This is a genomic window from Mesorhizobium sp. WSM4821 (genome assembly GCF_055901555.1).
Genome location: NZ_CM148371.1, coordinates 6,915,681 through 6,932,314, shown reverse-complemented (window position 1 = coordinate 6,932,314; position 16,634 = coordinate 6,915,681). Strand labels below are relative to the sequence as shown.

At 63.0% G+C, this 16,634-nt stretch carries 18 protein-coding genes; 10 read left to right on the top strand and 8 right to left on the bottom strand.

Going from position 1 to position 16,634, the window contains the following annotated elements:
• The 10 genes from AC0NID_RS33785 to AC0NID_RS33740 all read left to right on the top strand — a co-directional run bounded on the left by AC0NID_RS33785 (position 1) and on the right by AC0NID_RS33740 (position 9,061).
• Complete coding sequence (locus tag AC0NID_RS33785) at positions 1 to 660, top strand: Vgb family protein (protein ID WP_473454882.1); 660 nt, start codon at positions 1 to 3, stop codon at positions 658 to 660.
• Between the two features lie 365 nt (positions 661 to 1,025).
• The gene (locus AC0NID_RS33780) at positions 1,026 to 1,742 is read left to right on the top strand and encodes a GntR family transcriptional regulator (protein WP_473454881.1); all 717 of its coding nucleotides are present in this window, start codon (positions 1,026 to 1,028) and stop codon (positions 1,740 to 1,742) included.
• Positions 1,742 to 2,836 (top strand): LLM class flavin-dependent oxidoreductase, encoded by a 1,095-nt coding sequence (locus AC0NID_RS33775; protein ID WP_473455065.1) that lies wholly within the window; start codon positions 1,742 to 1,744, stop codon positions 2,834 to 2,836. Before AC0NID_RS33780 ends, AC0NID_RS33775 begins: the two co-directional genes overlap by 1 nt.
• The gene (locus AC0NID_RS33770) at positions 2,836 to 3,381 is read left to right on the top strand and encodes a flavin reductase family protein (protein WP_473454880.1); all 546 of its coding nucleotides are present in this window, start codon (positions 2,836 to 2,838) and stop codon (positions 3,379 to 3,381) included. Before AC0NID_RS33775 ends, AC0NID_RS33770 begins: the two co-directional genes overlap by 1 nt.
• A 97-nt stretch (positions 3,382 to 3,478) precedes the next feature.
• Positions 3,479 to 4,456 (top strand): TRAP transporter substrate-binding protein DctP, encoded by a 978-nt coding sequence (gene dctP / locus AC0NID_RS33765; RefSeq protein ID WP_473454879.1) that lies wholly within the window; start codon positions 3,479 to 3,481, stop codon positions 4,454 to 4,456.
• Positions 4,457 to 4,717: 261 nt separating this feature from the next.
• On the top strand, positions 4,718 to 5,230 hold the full coding sequence (locus AC0NID_RS33760) for a TRAP transporter small permease (protein WP_473454878.1): 513 nt from the start codon (positions 4,718 to 4,720) through the stop codon (positions 5,228 to 5,230).
• Between the two features lie 3 nt (positions 5,231 to 5,233).
• The gene (locus AC0NID_RS33755; RefSeq protein ID WP_473454877.1) at positions 5,234 to 6,544 is read left to right on the top strand and encodes a TRAP transporter large permease; all 1,311 of its coding nucleotides are present in this window, start codon (positions 5,234 to 5,236) and stop codon (positions 6,542 to 6,544) included.
• 20 nt (positions 6,545 to 6,564) lie between these two features.
• Positions 6,565 to 7,290: a hypothetical protein gene (locus AC0NID_RS33750; RefSeq protein ID WP_473454876.1), complete on the top strand. Its 726-nt coding sequence runs from the start codon at positions 6,565 to 6,567 to the stop codon at positions 7,288 to 7,290.
• 43 nt (positions 7,291 to 7,333) lie between these two features.
• Entirely contained in the window at positions 7,334 to 8,089 is a 756-nt protein-coding gene (locus AC0NID_RS33745) for an HpcH/HpaI aldolase family protein (RefSeq protein ID WP_473454875.1), read from the top strand.
• Between the two features lie 15 nt (positions 8,090 to 8,104).
• The gene (locus AC0NID_RS33740; RefSeq protein ID WP_473454874.1) at positions 8,105 to 9,061 is read left to right on the top strand and encodes a C-terminal binding protein; all 957 of its coding nucleotides are present in this window, start codon (positions 8,105 to 8,107) and stop codon (positions 9,059 to 9,061) included.
• Between the two features lie 135 nt (positions 9,062 to 9,196).
• On the opposite strand, the gene AC0NID_RS33735 is transcribed toward AC0NID_RS33740, so the two are convergent.
• From AC0NID_RS33735 to AC0NID_RS33700, 8 genes are all read right to left on the bottom strand, one after another.
• Entirely contained in the window at positions 9,197 to 9,667 is a 471-nt protein-coding gene (locus AC0NID_RS33735; protein ID WP_473454873.1) for a MaoC/PaaZ C-terminal domain-containing protein, read from the bottom strand.
• A gap of 1 nt (position 9,668) precedes the next feature.
• Positions 9,669 to 10,745, bottom strand: coding sequence for a Gfo/Idh/MocA family protein (locus AC0NID_RS33730; protein WP_473454872.1), 1,077 nt, complete (start codon positions 10,743 to 10,745; stop codon positions 9,669 to 9,671).
• Positions 10,738 to 11,067: an L-rhamnose mutarotase gene (locus tag AC0NID_RS33725; protein ID WP_145713039.1), complete on the bottom strand. Its 330-nt coding sequence runs from the start codon at positions 11,065 to 11,067 to the stop codon at positions 10,738 to 10,740. The genes AC0NID_RS33730 and AC0NID_RS33725 overlap by 8 nt, the downstream gene beginning before the upstream one ends.
• Before the next feature lie 10 nt (positions 11,068 to 11,077).
• Positions 11,078 to 12,190 (bottom strand): mandelate racemase/muconate lactonizing enzyme family protein, encoded by a 1,113-nt coding sequence (locus AC0NID_RS33720; protein ID WP_473454871.1) that lies wholly within the window; start codon positions 12,188 to 12,190, stop codon positions 11,078 to 11,080.
• Between the two features lie 4 nt (positions 12,191 to 12,194).
• Positions 12,195 to 13,292: an ABC transporter ATP-binding protein gene (locus AC0NID_RS33715; RefSeq protein WP_473454870.1), complete on the bottom strand. Its 1,098-nt coding sequence runs from the start codon at positions 13,290 to 13,292 to the stop codon at positions 12,195 to 12,197.
• 1 nt (position 13,293) lies between these two features.
• Positions 13,294 to 14,160, bottom strand: coding sequence for a carbohydrate ABC transporter permease (locus AC0NID_RS33710; RefSeq protein WP_473454869.1), 867 nt, complete (start codon positions 14,158 to 14,160; stop codon positions 13,294 to 13,296).
• 2 nt (positions 14,161 to 14,162) lie between these two features.
• Complete coding sequence (locus AC0NID_RS33705) at positions 14,163 to 15,059, bottom strand: carbohydrate ABC transporter permease (RefSeq protein ID WP_473454868.1); 897 nt, start codon at positions 15,057 to 15,059, stop codon at positions 14,163 to 14,165.
• A 146-nt stretch (positions 15,060 to 15,205) separates the two neighbouring features.
• The gene (locus tag AC0NID_RS33700) at positions 15,206 to 16,525 is read right to left on the bottom strand and encodes a type 2 periplasmic-binding domain-containing protein (protein ID WP_473454867.1); all 1,320 of its coding nucleotides are present in this window, start codon (positions 16,523 to 16,525) and stop codon (positions 15,206 to 15,208) included.
• Positions 16,526 to 16,634: the final 109 nt, after the last annotated feature.

Sequence of the window (16,634 nt, the reverse complement as noted above, 5' to 3'; positions counted from 1 at the left end):
ATGAAACGATCCGCAGCCGAAATCCTTCGCGAATATGGTCCCTTTCCGGGCGCCGACGAGGTGGCTGGGGTTACGTTCGACGGCGAGCACGTCTGGTTTGCGTCCGGAGACAGGCTGAACGCCTTGGATCCTGAGAGCGGGAATGTGGTGCGCTCGATCGACGTCGCCGCACACGCGGGAACGGCTTTCGACGGCCAGCACCTGTTCCAGATCGCCGAGGATCGCATCCAGAGGATTGATCCGAAGACCGGCGAAGTGCTGGCGACGATCCCGGCCCCTGGTGGCGGTGGTGACTCGGGGCTCGCATGGGCCGAAGGGACGCTCTGGGTGGGGCACTATCGCGGCCGGAAGATCCATCAGGTCGATCCTCAGACAGGAGCGGTTCTTCGCTCCATCGAATGCAACCGCGTCGTCACCGGGGTCACCTGGATCGACGGGGAACTCTGGCACGGCACCTGGGAAGGTGACGAGAGCGACGTCAGGCGAATAGATCCTGAAACGGGAAAGGTCCTGGAGAGGCTCGACATGCCGCCGGCAACAGGCGTGTCGGGTCTCGAGTCAAATGGCGGCGATCAGTTCTTCTGCGGCGGTGGAAACAGCGGCAAGGTGAGAGCCGTCCGCCGACCCAGGCGAGGCTCCGAAGTTCCCACGAGCAAGTAAGCGAAGCGACCCTGCCCACCCTTGACGAACCGGTCCTCCCGGATCGCCTGCGGATCAAGTGACGATCGACGTGGCGGACTGGATCGCTGAGCTCTTGCCCAGCCGATCGCCTGTTACTGCGCCTCCGCTCTTTCATGACGACAGCACAGATAGCGCCGTTTCGCGGCCGCCCTCCTCGTCGCGGAAATCAAACAGTATACATTATAGACTTAAAATATCTTGCCAGGCGACCCAGCCTATGCTCCACTTGTGGCGGGAACACAGCTGGCAGGTCGAATTTCACCGCCATGTGGCTGCATTCAAACGGGACGATCGCGAGAACACAGTCACAACGATATACGAAATCTTCGCAGGGGAAGGCGTGGATGACGGAACCGATCGAGTTCAAACGGATTGGCGAGGGCAACCTGCGTGCCCAGGTCTATCAGCAGGTTCGCCTGACCATACAGCGCGGCGAACTGGCGCCTGGCCAGAAGCTCGTCGATGTCGATATCGCCGCCCAGCTTGGCATTTCCAGAATGCCTGTCCGCGACGCGTTGATGCAACTGGTGCATGAAGGCTATCTGGTCGGCACGACGCGCGGCTTCACACTGCCCACGCTGACCGCGACGGACATCTCCAACATCTTCGAAGTCCGACGCCTGCTCGAGCCGCGGGCCGCCGCGCATGCCGCCCGCACACTTGATGCCCCTGGCCTCGAGACGCTGGCAGCCGCGCTTCAGGAGGCGGAAGCCGCCGCCGCCACCGGCGATGCCGACCTCTTTTTCCAGGCCAATTCGGCATTCAGGAATTGTTGGCTCGGCGCTGTCGAGAACGATCGCCTTTCACAGACGATTGCCCGGTTCGCCGACCATGTACTCGTCGTCCGGTTAAAGACGCTGTCACACCAGCCGACGCAGGCCGTCATCGTTGCCGGCATGCGCGCCATCTACGAGGCATTCCTCAAGCGCGACGCCGTCGCGGCTTACGACCGGATGACCCACTTCATTCAGAACGCCGAGGAGCGTTTCATGAAGCTGAGCCCACCGTTGCAACACTTCAACGATGAAGCTGCGAGCATCCCACGGCAGGGAAAATCATGATCAGAAAGCAGCATCCGCTGAAAGGCCCAAACCGGTTCAAGCTCGGTGTCTTCTCGATGAACGCCGATGGCGGCCTGGCGATGACCACCGTTCCAGAGCGCTGGCGCGCCCGCTGGGAAGACAACCTAAACTCTGCCGGCATCGCCGATCGCGCCGGCCTCGAATTCCTGCTGCCGATCGCGCGCTGGCGCGGCTTCGGCGGTTTGACGCATGTGCGGGAATGGTCGTTCGAGACTTTCACCTGGGCGGCGGGCCTTGCCGTCGCCACGGAAAACATCGGTCTGTTCATGACGGTGCACGTGCCGCTGGTTCATCCGCTGCAGGCTGCAAAAGCGCTGGCGACGGTCGACCATATCTCCAACGGGCGTGCGGGCTTGAACATCGTCTGCGGCTGGAACCCGGACGAGTTCGCCATGTTCGGCCAGACGGTCGGCGACCGGACCTACGATCAGGCCGAGGAATGGATCGACATCATCGTGCGTGCCTATCAATCCAGGGAGCCGTTCGACTTCGGCGGCGAGTTCTATGATCTGAAGGGGGTCGTCAGCCGCCCGCCAAGCCTGCAGGCGCCGCGCCCGGTGACCATGAACGCCGCTTTCGGCGCGCCGGGGCGCAATTATGCGGCGCGCCACTGCGACTACCTGTTCTCGACTTTTTCCGAAATTGCCGATGGCCGCGCGCATGTGGTCGACATCACCAACCGCGCCGCTGAAGTCGGTCGCGAAGTCGGCGTCTACACCGTCTGCCACGTCGTCTGCCGGGAGACCCAGCAGGAAGCCGAGGACTATTACCGGCACTACGCGCTGGAATGCGCGGACGACGGCGCGGTCGACGAGCATATGCGCAAGAAGAAGGAATTCGCCAACTCGCATGACGCAAGGGCGTTCACCGAATACCGGCAAAGGTTCGCCGGCGGCGCGGGTACGTTCCCGCTCATCGGCACGCCGGAAAAGATCGTCGACGATCTCACTGAGATCATGGACCAGGGTTATTCCGGCGCCGCTCTCACATTCGTCAACTACACCTACGAGTTGCCTTTCTTCTGCGATCGCGTGCTGCCGCTGATGCGCCAGGCCGGGCTTCGAATAAATTGATGCCGGCGGCCGACAGTCCCACGACTTGGGTGCATGGGCGCGACGCCATCAATCCGCGCGCCTTCAGGCAGGCGATGCGGGCCGTGGCGGGGTCGGTCGCCATCCTCGCGTCGGAGCACGGCGAGATCGGCCTTTGCGGCATCACGGCGACGGCCGTCTGCTCATTCAGCGCCGAGCCGCCTTCGCTTCTGGCCTGCGTCAACCGCGGCAGCACCTTTGCCTCGGCCATTCGCGAAGGCTTGCCCTTTTCCGTCAATCTCCCTGCCGGCGACCAGGAGAATGTTGCGCGGGCCTTTGGCGGCATGACCACAGCCAAGGGCGTCGCGCGGTTCTCGGCCGGGTCGTGGGTGCGCGGCGAAACCGGCGCGCCCTTGCTCGTCGGCGCGCGGGCAAATTTCGAATGCCGGGTAGCTGAAATCATCGTGCGGGCATCGCACGTGATCGTGATCGGCATCGTCTCGGGGGTCGCGCTGGATCGCGCCGACCGATCGCCGGTCTTCTACGCGCATGGGCGGTTCCTGACAGTAGGAGAAGATGCCAACTGAAACTGCCGTTCACATGGCGGCGCAGCGACGCAATTCAGATCGACCCGACCGTGGGTCCAGATCCTAGGTGAAGTGATCTATCAGAGGGAGTACGGCAATGCGCATTTGGAAATCCCTTGTTCTGGCTGCACTCATGTCGGGTGCAGCGGGTATTGCGACGGCCGAGGAGGTTGTCCTCAACGCCGTGCACTTTACGCCGACGCAGAACGGCTACGCACAGAGTTTCCTGAAGTTCGTTCAAAAGGTGAACGAAAAAGGCAAGGGCGTTGTACAGATCAATGTGCGCGGCGGGCCGGAGGTCATTCCGCCGATTCAGCAGGGCGCGGCACTCAAGAGCGGCCTGATCGACCTGATCGACACACCGGCAGGTCAGTTCCTGGAGCTCGTTCCCGAAGGCGAGGTTTTCTCCGCATCGACCAAGACGCCTTGGGAGGTCCGCGAGAATGGCGGCTGGGATTTCATCAGCGGAATCTTCGAGAAGAAGGCCAACGCCCATCTGTTGGCGCATGTCGACGCGGGCTCGGGCTTCAACATATTCACCGTCGACGAACCCAAGCTCGATGACGAAGGCAGCATCGACTGGAGCAGTCTGAAGATCCGGTCGTCGCCGCTCTATCGCGATTTCCTTGAATCGTTGGGCGCAACCGTGATCGTGCAGGCGCCGGGAGACGTATACACCTCGCTCGAGCGCGGCGTCGTCAATGCCAACGCCTACACGGTGTTCGGCTATGCGTCCTTCGGCTGGGACAAGTTCACCAAATACCGCGTCGACCCGCAATTCTTCAAAACCGACGTGCTGGTCTCGATCAACAAGGCAAAATGGGACACGCTGTCGCCCGAGGCGCAGAAGCTGCTTGCCGACACGGCCGTCGAGTACGAGCGCGCGAGCTACGACGCCAATCTTGCCGAGTCCGAAAAGCAAGCACAGGCGATGATCGACGGCGGGCAGAAGGTGATCGGCTTGACCGGCGCCGGCCGCGACAAATTCCTGGCGGCCGCCGCGCAGGCGAGCTGGACCAGAATGACCGAACGCGACCCCACCAACATCGACCAGCTGAAGAAGTTCTTTCAATAGCCCGATGGGAGGGCGCGCTTCTGCGCCCCCGTCGAGGGTTGGGGCAATCGCACATGGGGCAAGAGCCCCCTCACTCGGATTGCCAACCGAATTGCGAAGGGCAATTCGGGGCAATCCCACCGCTCCCCGAGGGGAGAGAGGCCCGCCGGCGTTGATGCCAGCCTCTTCTCCCCAGCGGGGAGAAGGTGGCCCGAAGGGCCGGATGAGGGGGACCACATATGCGTTTGTCCTGCGTCAAGGTAGGCATGAGGGCCGTCGGGAATGGACAGATTGTTTGCAGCGATCGGGAAGCTGAGCCTTGCGCTCGCAGCGGCGGCGAAGGTGGTGCTTGGCCTCATCATTGTCGCCGTGGTCGCCGATGTGTGTGTCCGCAATCTAGGCCTGAGACCGCTTGCCTGGGCGGTGTCCGCGACGGAATACGGTCTGCTCTACGCGGCCTTTCTGCCGATGCCCTGGCTCGTCCACAGCAAGGGCCATGTCTTCGTCGAGTTCCTGCGCAAGGCGCTGCCTGTGCGGGCTCGGGCGGTGCTTGAAAAGCTGGTGTATCTCGCCTGCATCGGCGTCTGCCTCTACCTTGGCAGCGTCGCCTTGTCGTCCCTGATAACAGCTGTGTCTGGCGGCGAATATGAGACGCGCAGCTTTGACATGCCGAAATGGCTGGTCTTTCTGCCCATCGCGCTCGCCTTCTACCTCTCGGCGCTGGAATGGCTCAGATATCTGCTGGGCCATGACACGCTGTACACGCTCGATCCTCTGGAAATGGAAGGGCTCTGACCGATGGCCTGGCTGTTTCCATTCGCCGTGCTTGTCGGCGCCATCCTTGTGTTGATGGGCCTTGGGCTGCCGGTCGCCTTCGCGTTCTTCGTCACCAATGTGATCGGACTGTACCTGTTCTTCGGCGGTTCGGTCGGCGTGACGCAGATGATCGCCAACTTCTCCGACGCCGTCTCGACTTATGCGCTTGCGCCGCTGCCGATGTTTCTTGTCATGGGCAGCCTGTTCTTCCGCTCCGGCCTCGGCGAGAAAGTCATCTACGCGCTCGACCTGTGCATCGGCAATCTGCGGGGACGTCTTGCCTATGTCGTGCTCGCCGCCGGCACGATCTTTTCCGCGCTGTCAGGCTCGAGCCTCGCCAATACCGGCATGATGGGCTCGCTGATGGTGCCCGAGATGCTGAAGCGGGGCTACAAGCCGCACATGGCCTACGGGCCGGTGCTTGGCGCCGGAAGCCTTGCCGTCATCATCCCGCCGTCCTCGCTGGCTGTCCTGCTCGGCTCGCTGGCCCAGATCGACGTTGGCGCGCTGCTCATAGCAGGTGCGTTGCCTGGGCTACTTCTCGTCGTCATGTACGCGACGCTGATCTTCGCACAGACGAAGATCGACCCTGACGCTGCTCCGCACTATCCGGTGCCGACCGTTCGTGCGGCCGAGAAGGTGAGGGCGGTTGCGGTCAACATCGTTCCGATGAGCGTCATCGTGTTCATGGTGGTCGGCACGATCATCCTTGGAATAGCGACACCGACGGAGTCGGCGGGGCTCGGATGCGCCGCCGTTGTCGGGTTACTGTTCGCCTACCGAAGGTTCAGCTGGTCGGTTGTCTGGAAGTCCCTGGACGATGCGATGAAGGTCACGGGTATGACTTTCCTCATCATCTCGGCTTCGACAACGTTCTCGCAGATATTCGCCTTCTCCGGGGCGTCGAGCGGCTTTATCCAGTTCATCGTGGGCTACGATTTTGGACCGTATTCCATGCTGTTCCTGATGGTGCTCGTCATCCTGCTGCTCGGCATGTTCATGGATCAGGTCTCGATGATGCTGATCACGCTGCCGATCTTCCTGCCGATCGCCCAGCAATTCGGCTACGATCCTGTCTGGTTCGGGCTGATCCTGCTGCTCGCCTACGAGGTCGGCTTCACCACGCCGCCCTTTGGCCTGCTGCTGTTCATCATGATCGGTGTTGCGCCAAAAGGTACGTCGCTCAAAACGGTTGCCATGGCCGCGGCGCCCTACATCGCGCTGACCCTCCTGCTGATCCTGCTGATTGTCGTCTTTCCGCGGATCGCCCTCTTCCTTCCGAACTTGATCTAGCCGAACGAGCAGGTGTCCAGATGCGCTTTGCCTATCTCGCTTTCTTCCACGACGACCGCCAGGAAAACCTGGCCATCGCCCGTGAAGACGTCGACGCGGTGCGGCGCGTGATCGCGACGACGCCGGGCCTTGCGCTTGCAAACATCTATCTGCCTGAAGTGGCGACGGATATGTTCAACAAGGATGGCCCACCGCCGGTCTTTGGCCTCCAGATTTATTTCGACGAGTTGGCGGACATGGAGGCGGCGCTCGCGCCCTCCGGCCATCTGCTGGCGCTTGCCGCACCGGGCGTGCTGTCGAGCATTTCCGGGTCGAGGCCGACGCAGCAGGCAATGTGCGTGCGTCCGTTTCCCGTCGATGACGCCGACGTCAGGACGCCTGCCGGCGGGCTTCCCTGCAGTTACCTTGTCCATTACCCCGGGCCGGCCGAAGACATGAACGCCTGGCTCCACCACTACGTGACGCATCATCCACAATTGATGCGGGGTTTCCCCGGCATTCGCCACATCGAGGTCCTGTCGCGGCTGGATTGGTGCGGCTCGCTGCCATGGCCGCGGGTCGACCATATGCAGCGCAACCGGGTCATGTTCGACAGTCCCGCGGCGCTCACGCACGCACTGCAATCGCCGGCGCGGCTGGAGATGCGCGCCGACTACCAGACCTTCCCGCCCTTTTCAGGCGGCAGCCGGCATTTCCCGATGTCGACGGAAGCCGTGCATCCCTTGCCCCAGCCCATCGCAGCGTAGAGCGAACAGTTTTCGCCTACGCCGAAAAATCTCTGGAGATTTCATGTACGACTTTCGAAAAAAATGTGTCTCTCACGATCGCCTCATCGGCACTTTCTGCGCCATCCCGCATCCGGTGGCAGTCGAAGTGGCGGCCGCAAGCGGGGTCGATTTCCTGTGCATCGACTGGGAGCATTCGCAGATTGGCCGCGAACGGATCGAGGACCTGATCCGAGCAGCCGACGTCCACAAGGTTCCCGCGATGGTGCGCGTGCCGGGCCACACGCCGGAGTGGATCGCGGCCGCGCTCGACGCCGGCGCGTCCGGCGTCCTGGTGCCGCGCATCTCGACGGCCGAGCAGGCGCGCATGGCGGTTACGGCCAGCCGTTACCCGCCTGCCGGCGCTCGCGGTGTCGGTCCAGGCCGCGCCGCCGGCTATGGCTACAGGATTCCGGATTACCTCAAGTCGGCCAACGAGACCCTGGCAGTCGCGATTCAGGTCGAGACGGCCGAGGGCCTCGCCAACATAGACGACATTGTGAGGGTTAACGGCGTCGACGTGATCTTCATTGGCCCCGGCGACCTGTCGGTCTCGATCGACGCCATGGGGCCGGCCGGCCAGGACAAGCTCAATGCCGCGATCGTCAGGATCGCGACCGCGGCGCGCGCGGCCGGCAAGGCCGTTGGCATCTTTCGCCCCTCGGCGGACGATGTCGGCAAATGGTCGAAGCACGGCATCAGCTTCTACATGCTGGCCAGCGACACGATGTTCCTCGGCGCCGGCCTTGCCGCCGGCGCCGCCGCCGCGCGCACCGCCTGATTGCAAGAGATTGGCATGAAGATAATCAAGACCGACGGCGTGTTGTCAGTCGAGGCAGAGCAGCTGCGCTATCTCGACGGCCTGAACGCCGAGTTTGTCGAAAAGACGCTCCTCACGGAGGACGCCCTGATCGAACAGTGCCGGGACGCCGATGCGCTGATGATCCTGCGGGAGCCGATCACGGCTCGCGTCCTGGCGGAACTGAAGAACCTTAGGGTAATCGGACGGTTCGGCGTAGGCCTGGACTCGATCGACGTCGAAGCCGCCACCCGTGCCGGTGTTCAGGTGACGTACGTGCCGGACGCCAATCTGATAGAAGTCAGCACGCATGCAATGGCCCTGATCCTGGCCCTGACGCGCAGGCTGAAGCAGTTCGACAGCGCAGTACGCGCCGGCCGCTGGGCTGCAATGGGTGACGGCGCCGGCATCACGCGGCCGGACAGGCAGATTCTCGGCCTGATCGGCTTCGGCCAGATCGGACGCCTGACTGCCGAGCGGGCGCGGGTCTTCGGCTATCATGTCATTGCCTACGACCCGCATATGCCGGCAGAGCGCATTACGGCCGGCGGTGCTGAACCGGTCGGTTTCGACGAGCTGCTTGCCAGGGCCGACATCGTCTCGCTGCATGTTCCCGCGACACCGGAGACCAGGAACATCATATCGGCAGAAGCCCTGTCGCGCATGAAGCAAGGGGCAATCCTCATCAACGTCTCCCGTGGCGGCCTGGTCGACGAGGTCGCATTGGCGGATTTGATCCGGCGCCGCCATCTGGCGGGCGCCGGCATCGACACATTCGAACATGAGCCGCCTTCGCCCGACAATCCGCTGCTGGCGCTGGATGCCGTCCTGGTCAGTCCACACGCTGCGCACTACTCGACCCAGTCTTACGCCGAGGTTCGCAACAAGGTGTTTGCCGATGTCGCATCGGTCCTGCGCGGCGGCAAGCCGGTATATCCGGTCAACCGGGTGTGACCAATTCTCGAAGTCGGCGCCGTGCGGCGAAGCTGCCGATCTCCCCCGCAAGGGCAGGGCGATCGCATATGAGGTCCCCCTGGCATCAACGCTGGCGACCTGCCGCCGAGGCGGGTTTTTTGTTGGCGCTCTTTGTCAACCTGAGTTCGAAGCGCCGCCCGGCTTGTCGCGGCGCTCGACGATGTAGATGTGGTCGGCCGCCAGCACCACATCGCCATGCTGGTTGATCACCTCGCAGCGCTCGATGACGCGGCCGCAATCGGGCCGCTTCGGGTCATCTTCCTTGGCCGAGATGGTGGTGCGGGTCTTGATCGTATCGCCGATGAACACCGGCTTGATGAAGCGCAGCCTGTCGTAGCCATAGGAGAAGGCGACCGGGTTGATGATGCTCGCCGTCAGCCCCACGCCGACCGAGAACACCAGCGTGCCATGAGCGATGCGCTGGCCGAACGGTGTCGTCTTCATGAACTCGGCGTCCATGTGGTGGGGAAAGAAGTCGCCGGTGTGGCCGGCATGGACGACGAAGTCGGTCTCGGTGATGGTGCGCCCGCCGGTCGTGCGCGACGAGCCGATCTGGTAGTCCTCGAAATAGATCGTCTGCTCCATGTCAGGGCCTCGCCGCGATCGGTGTTGCCGGCGCCGCGCTCGATTGGTAGGCGGCCTCGACAAGCGCCATGGTGTTCCATGCCTCCTCGACGGAACTGACAAGTTCTGCGTCTTCGCCCGATGCATGGCGCTGGACATTGGCCATGCGGCCGACAAAAGCGTCCGGGAACCATTCGCCGACGAGTGGCACCGTAACCCAGTCGGACCCGCCCTTTGGATGGATTTCAAGAATATCAGGCTCGCCGCGCGGATAGTCGAGATTGAGCCCCAGTTTGAGATAGGCGGCGCCCTCGGTGCCGCAGATGCGGAATTCGCAGGCCTGGTGCCTGCGGCCAAATTTGTGGTCGTGGTTGATCGACAGCGCGCAGCGTACGGTATCGCCATAGTCGAGGATGGCACTGGTGCGCGTTTGCGCGACCTTGTGGTTGGGATGGCCGAGCGTCTTGGCATGAACGCCATGCGGATCGCCGAGCAATTGCCGGATCAGGTCGAGATAATGGATCGAATGCATGGCGATCTCGACGCGCGGCGCCTTCAGCAGAAATTCCCAGAGCTGCCAGGGTGTCGCCAGCGCCAGCCATGCGTCGAAATCGACCACCTCGCCCAGCCATCCCTTGGCGATCGCATCTTTCAGAGCCAGCATCATCGGCGCGAAGCGAAGCTGGAAATTCACCGCTGCCTTCAGGTTCTTAGAGCGACAGATTTCGAGGATCTCGCTCGCCTCGGCAAGGTCGCTGCCCATCGGCTTCTGGATCAGCGCCACCGCATTGTCGGGCAACGCCTTGAGCACGCCGGCATGATGAGCCGGCGGCGTCGCCAGATCGAAGACGGCCTCCTTGATCGAAGCGGCTTCCTCGACCGACCGGTAAGCGGTGACGCCCCATTTTGCCGCGAGTTTTTCCGCCTTGGCATGGTCGGGATCGAAAAGCCCGGCGACCGGAAAGCCGGCCTTCCGATAGGCCGGGATATGCGCATCGCCGACGATGGAGCCTGCGCCGAAGATCACGATCGGCTTGGGTTTCGACGGTTGCGCCCAGGCTTGAGAGAGCGAGGCGGGATCGAAAACGCGATCAGTCATGATGGAAGACTTCGTCCATCGACGCCCACCACTCGCCCTCCTTGCGGGTCGGCAACGGCTCCTGGCAAGGCATGCAGAGCGCCCACCATTCCTGCGTCTTGGGATCGGCGGCCATCTTGGCCATGTCGGCGGCATAGTCGGTGCCGTGGTACTCGAAGGTGCTGAACAAAAGGTGCTCCGGCTCCTTGAGATAGATCGAATAGTTCTTGATGTTGCAGGCGGAGATCATGGCAAGCACATCAGGCCAGACGGCAGCATGAAGCCGCACATACTCGGCCACCTTTTCCGGCTTGAGGCCGAGCACCATTCCCATCCGCTGCATGTCCGCCTCCCTATTTCGTTATCTCTGTGGTGAACTCCGCGATGCTCTTCGCCTTGACCGCATCCCAATCCCAGTCGATGCCGATGCCGGGCTCGTCCGGCGCCATGGCGTGCCCGTCCTCGATGCGCATCTTCTTGCCGGTCAGATCGTCGAGTTGGGGAATATACTCGACATATCTGCCGTTCTGAACCGCGCAGGTCAGGCTGATATGCAGTTCCATCAGGAAATGCGGGCAGACCGGTATGTCGAACGCCTCGGCCGCATGCGCGACCTTCAGCCATGGCGTGATGCCGCCGATGCGGCCGACATCGACCTGCACGATCGAGCAGCCGCCCTTTTGCATGTATTCGCGGAAATGGCGGATCGAGTAGAGCGACTCGCCGATAGCGATCGGCGTCGACGTCGCATTCGACAGGCGCACGTGGCCGTCGATGTCGTCGGCCGGCAACGGCTCCTCGATCCAGGCGAGGTCGAGCTCGCGCAGCCGTTCCGCGCGGCGGATCGCCTCGTCGACGGAGAAGCCCTGGTTGCAGTCGGTCATGATTTCATAGGACGAGCCGACCGCCTGGCGCACCGCAGCCAGGCGAGCGAAATCCTCGGAGCCGTGCGGCTTGCCGATCTTGACCTTCGAGCCGCGAAAACCCTTGGCCTTGGCGGCCAGCGCGTCCTCGACCAGCGCCTCGGTCTCGATATGCAGCCAGCCGCCTTCGGTCGTGTAGAGCGGGCAGCGGTCCTTGGCGCCGCCGGCCAGCTTCCATAGCGGCAGGCCCTGCTTCTTCGCCCGCAGATCCCACAGCGCGGTATCGATGGCCGCCAGCGCGATCGCCGTGATCGCGCCGATCGTCGTGGCGTGGGTGGCGAATTCGAGCTCGTGCCAGATCGCCTCGATCATGTCGGCGTCGCGGCCGATCAGCCGCGGTGCAAGATGGTCGGCCAACAGCCGCATCACCGAGGAGCCGCCGGTGCCGATCGTGTAGCTGTAGCCGGTGCCGACCGCGCCGTCGGCGTCGGTGATGGTGACGATCGGCGTTTCCTGCGACACGAAACTCTGGATCGCATCGGTGCGCTTGACCTTCGGCACCAGGTCGACCATGCGCAGTTCGACTTTTTCAATCCTCGCCATGACGCTAACCTCGCAATGTCTTGCCGGTTTCAGCAGAAAACAGATGGGCCTGCGACAGGTCCAGGCTCATTTTAACCCGGTCGCCCGCTCTCAGCGGCTTTGGATTGAGCATGCGCGATACCCAGTCGCTGCCGTTGAATTCGGCGAACACCAGCGTCTCGTTGCCGAGCGGTTCGGTCACCGTCACCGGGAACTCCCGCTGGTGCACATCGGCGTCGTCGCCGGAGCTGATGCCGTGTCCCGTCGGATAGATATCGTCGGGCCTGAGGCCGAACACCACCTTGTCGCCGGTCGTGACATTCGCCTTGAACTGGCTGGGCAAAGGCAATCTCTCGCCGCTTTGGAACAGCAGTTGTCCGTCATCGACGGCCGCCTCATGCAGGTTCATCGGCGGCGAGCCGATGAAGCCCGCCACGAAGCGCGTCTGCGGCCGGCGGAAGACTTCGTCAGGCGTGCCGACCTGCTCGATGAAGCCGTCGCGCATGATGACGATGCGGTCGGCGAGCGTCATCGCCTCGACCTGGTCATGGGTGACGTAGATCACCGTCGACTGGACCTTGGCGTGCAGCTTCTTGATCTCTGTGCGCATTTGCGTCCGAAGCTTCGCGTCGAGATTGGAAAGCGGCTCGTCGAACAGGAAGACGTCGGGATCGCGCACGATGGCGCGGCCCATGGCGACGCGCTGGCGCTGTCCGCCCGACAGCTGCGACGGCCGGCGGTCGAGCAACTGGTCGAGGCCGAGAATGCCCGATGCCTCGGCGACGCGGCGGTCCATTTCCTCTTTCGCGGCCCCGGCGATCTTCAACGAGAAGCCGAGGTTCTCGCGCACCGTCATATGCGGGTAGAGCGCATAGGACTGGAACACCATCGAGATGTTGCGCGAGCGCGGCGGCAGGTCGTTGACCTTGCGGCCGCCGATCTCGATGAGGCCGTCGCTGATGTCCTCGAGGCCGGCGATCATGCGCAAGGTCGTCGACTTGCCGCAGCCGGACGGACCGACCAGCGCGATGAACTCGCGGTCGGCGACCTCGAGGTCGATGCCGTGCACGACCGCGACGGGGCCATAGCTTTTGGTGAGTTTCTTCAGGGATACGGTTGCCATGTCAGCCTTTCACCGCGCCGGAGGTAAGGCCGCCGACGAGGTGTTTCTGGACGATGAAGGTAAGCGTGAGCGCCGGTATGATCATGACCACGGCCAGCGCGCACATGCCGCGCCAGTCGATGGTGAATTCGGCGGTGTAGTCGAGCAGGCCCACCGGCAGCGTCTTGGAGTTGATCGAACGCGTCAGCTGCGAGGCCAGCGCGAACTCGTTCCACGAGGTGAGGAAGGCAAAGATGCCGGCCGACGCGATGCCTGGCCCGGCAAGCGGAAACTCGACCTGCCAGAAAGCCTGCCAGCGCGTGCAGCCGTCGATCTGCGCCGCCTCGGCGAGGTCCTTCGGTACCTGGCGGAAAAAGCCGTCGATCAGCCAGATGGTGAAGGGCACGTTGAGCGCGACATAGACGAGGATCAGCCCGAAATGCGTGTCGATGACGCCGAGCCGCGCAAAGACGAAGAACAGCGGCAGCGACAGCGCGATGCCGGGCACCGTGCGCGTCAGCATCAGGCCGAGGAACATCGCCGACTTGGCGCGGAAGCGATAGCGGGCAAAGGCATAGCCGCCGGCCATGCCGATGACGATGGCGATCACGGTCGAGGTCACCGAGATGATCAGCGAATTGCGGAAATAGTCGAGCACCGGAATGCCGCCCTTGCCGATGCCGCTGAACATGGCGACGTAGGCGTCGAGCGAAAGCTCCCGCGGGATCCACACCGGCGGCTTGGCCATGATCTCGACGGTCGGCCGCAGCGACGAAAGCACGATCCAGATGCCGGGCAGGCAGATCACCAGCATGGCCAGGAACAATCCGACGCCGTGAGCGATGCCGAGCGCCTTGTTGCGGGCGCGATGCAGGCTGTTCTGGTCCATCCTCACCACTCCGCCGCGATCTGCGTGCGCGCCGCGGCGAGCTTGCGATAGAAATAGACGGTGAACAGGATGGACAGCAGGATCGAGAAATAGGCCATGGCGTTGGCCAGGCCCATCCTGGCGTCGCTGTAGGCGGTGCGCGCGACAAGCGTCCAGACAAGCTCGGTGCGGCCGGCGGGACCGCCGTCGGTCATGATCTTTACGATGTCATAGGCGCGCGCTACGTCGAGCGAGCGGATGGTCATGGCGATGAAGGCGAACGGCATGATGAACGGCCAGGTGACATAGCGGAATGTCTGCCACGGCGTGCAGCCGTCGACGCGGGCCGCCTCGACCGGCTCGCGCGGCATCGCCAGCAGCCCGGCCAGGATCAGGATCGCGAACACCGAGGTCGATGACCAGATTTCGGCGGTGAGGATGGCGATGAAGGCGAGACTGCCGTCGATCAGCCACGGGATGGCGCGGTCGGTCAGGCCGAGCGCCTGCAAGGCGTTGTTCACCAGGCCGATATTGTCGTTGAACATGAACTTGAACTGGAAGCCGACGAGGATCGGCGAAAACATCATCGGGAACATCATGATGGTGCGCAGGACCCGCTGTCCGCGCGACGCTTTCTCCACCAGCAGCGCCAGCCCGAGTCCGATCAGCATTTCCAGATTGAGCGCCACCGTCAGCAACACCACGGTGCGGGCGAAGGCGATCCAGAAATCCCCGTTGGTCAGTAGGTTGACGTAGTTGCGCGCGCCGATGAAGACCCAGAGCGTCTCCGGCTTGGTCAACCGGAACGGCGTCAAGCTGGAATAGAGTGAAAGCAGCAGCGGCAAGACCACCACCGCCGCCAGCACGATGACCGCCGGCAGCAGAAGCAGCAATGGCGGCGAGGGTCTCCAGCCTTTCATATCGATCCGGTTCTGGTTGGCGCCCGGATGCCGAAGGCCGCGATCGGCGAACGGTGATCAAGACAAGGCGTATTGCGCATGGTCAATCTGGAAACGGTCCGGGGACGCCGCTCTTCGATAGGCGCGGCGGCCCCGCTGGGAGGATGTCAAAGCTTGCCGGCGTCCTCGAGGATCTGGGTGGCCTTGGCGGCAGCGTCGTCCAGTGCCTGCTTGGAGGTCTTGTCGCCGAGGATGGCGGCCTGCAATTCGGGATAGACGGCGTTGGAGATTTCGATCCATTCGGGCGTCTGCGGCACGGCGAAAGCGTGCTTTGCCTCTTCCTGGAAAGCCGCAAGCACTTCCGCCTTGTAAGGATCGCCGGCCGCCTGCTGGATGTCCCAGTCCCAGACCGCCGTGCGGGTCGGCAGCGGTCCGCCTGCGGCTTCAAGCTTCTGGCTGTCCTCATTGGTCAGGAACCAGACCAGGGACGCGGCAGCCTCCTTGCTGGCGCAGTTTTCGGTGACCGAAAACCCATGATGTCCCGACCAGCCGGTGCGAATACCGGCCGAACCCTTCGGCGCCACCTTCACCCCGACATTGCCGGCGACCTTCGACGATTTCGGATCGTTGAAGAACCCTGCCCAGCCCGGCCAGTCGAGGTTGATGGCGACCGTGCCCGAGGCAAAGCCCTGGCCGAGATCGTCCCAAAGATAGTTGGTGGTGCCGGCCGGCACCGCCTTGGCCTTGTAGAGATTGACGAACCAGTCGAGCGCGTGCACGCCGGCCTCCGAGTTGAAGGCGGGCTTGCCGTCCTTGTCGAGGTATTCGCCGCCGTCGGCAATGAGCATCTCGTAGAAGCGGCCGTTGATCGCCTCTTCCTTGCCGGCGAACTGGGTGCCGTAGAAATCCGGCGGGCTGGCGAAGAATTCCGCCTGCTGGGCAACCTCGTCCCAGGTGTCGGGCGGCACCAGCTCCGTGCCGTACTTGGCCTTGTAGGCGGCCTTCTTGGCCTCGTCTTGATAGAGGCTCTTCTGGTAGTAGAGCGCCGAGACGTCGAACTGCGCGCGCGGCAGCATCACCAGCTTTTCGTCGAGCGTCGAGGCCTTGATCGTCGACGGCACGAAAGCGCCGATTTCTTCCTTGGGCAGCAGCGCGCCGAGATCGGTGTAGATATCGGGATATTGCGGCGCGAAGGACGAGTGGTTCGAGCCGACGCACCAGTTGATGCTGCCGGAGGCGATATCCGACTTGATTTCCTTGTCGAGCTCGAAGTGGTTCTTCTTCGAGATCACGTTGACCTTGGCGCCGGTCAGCTTTTCCCATTCGCCGATGCGCGCATAGAGCCCTTCATATTGCTGGCCCCCGATCAGCTTGGCGTCGATGGTGACGCCGTCGAACTTGCCTGGCAGTTCGGCAGCAAAAGCAGCGCCCGCACCAAGTGCAAGCAGGGCCACGCCGGCCGACAGGCCGTAAAACAGTCTGGTCATTCGATTCCTCCCAAAGGCCTGTGTCGGCGATACGTATCGCCCCGATTTGCAGCGCTTCATTCATATACAAACAAAACATTTATGCATCCGTCAAGCTGAAAGTTCTTTC

Bases quoted from the DNA above. Each gene is read 5' to 3' on its own strand.
- AC0NID_RS33785 (WP_473454882.1), top strand. From the start codon at position 1: ATGAAACGATCCGCAGCCGAAATCCTTCGCGAATATGGTCCCTTTCCG.
- AC0NID_RS33710 (WP_473454869.1), bottom strand. From the start codon at position 14,160: ATGGACCAGAACAGCCTGCATCGCGCCCGCAACAAGGCGCTCGGCATC.
- AC0NID_RS33780 (WP_473454881.1), top strand. From the start codon at position 1,026: ATGACGGAACCGATCGAGTTCAAACGGATTGGCGAGGGCAACCTGCGT.
- AC0NID_RS33740 (WP_473454874.1), top strand. From the start codon at position 8,105: ATGAAGATAATCAAGACCGACGGCGTGTTGTCAGTCGAGGCAGAGCAG.
- AC0NID_RS33750 (WP_473454876.1), top strand. From the start codon at position 6,565: ATGCGCTTTGCCTATCTCGCTTTCTTCCACGACGACCGCCAGGAAAAC.
- AC0NID_RS33735 (WP_473454873.1), bottom strand. From the start codon at position 9,667: ATGGAGCAGACGATCTATTTCGAGGACTACCAGATCGGCTCGTCGCGC.
- AC0NID_RS33770 (WP_473454880.1), top strand. From the start codon at position 2,836: ATGCCGGCGGCCGACAGTCCCACGACTTGGGTGCATGGGCGCGACGCC.
- AC0NID_RS33730 (WP_473454872.1), bottom strand. From the start codon at position 10,745: ATGACTGATCGCGTTTTCGATCCCGCCTCGCTCTCTCAAGCCTGGGCG.
- AC0NID_RS33755 (WP_473454877.1), top strand. From the start codon at position 5,234: ATGGCCTGGCTGTTTCCATTCGCCGTGCTTGTCGGCGCCATCCTTGTG.
- AC0NID_RS33725 (WP_145713039.1), bottom strand. From the start codon at position 11,067: ATGCAGCGGATGGGAATGGTGCTCGGCCTCAAGCCGGAAAAGGTGGCC.
- AC0NID_RS33700 (WP_473454867.1), bottom strand. From the start codon at position 16,525: ATGACCAGACTGTTTTACGGCCTGTCGGCCGGCGTGGCCCTGCTTGCA.
- AC0NID_RS33760 (WP_473454878.1), top strand. From the start codon at position 4,718: ATGGACAGATTGTTTGCAGCGATCGGGAAGCTGAGCCTTGCGCTCGCA.
- AC0NID_RS33720 (WP_473454871.1), bottom strand. From the start codon at position 12,190: ATGGCGAGGATTGAAAAAGTCGAACTGCGCATGGTCGACCTGGTGCCG.
- AC0NID_RS33745 (WP_473454875.1), top strand. From the start codon at position 7,334: ATGTACGACTTTCGAAAAAAATGTGTCTCTCACGATCGCCTCATCGGC.
- AC0NID_RS33705 (WP_473454868.1), bottom strand. From the start codon at position 15,059: ATGAAAGGCTGGAGACCCTCGCCGCCATTGCTGCTTCTGCTGCCGGCG.
- AC0NID_RS33715 (WP_473454870.1), bottom strand. From the start codon at position 13,292: ATGGCAACCGTATCCCTGAAGAAACTCACCAAAAGCTATGGCCCCGTC.
- dctP (WP_473454879.1), top strand. From the start codon at position 3,479: ATGCGCATTTGGAAATCCCTTGTTCTGGCTGCACTCATGTCGGGTGCA.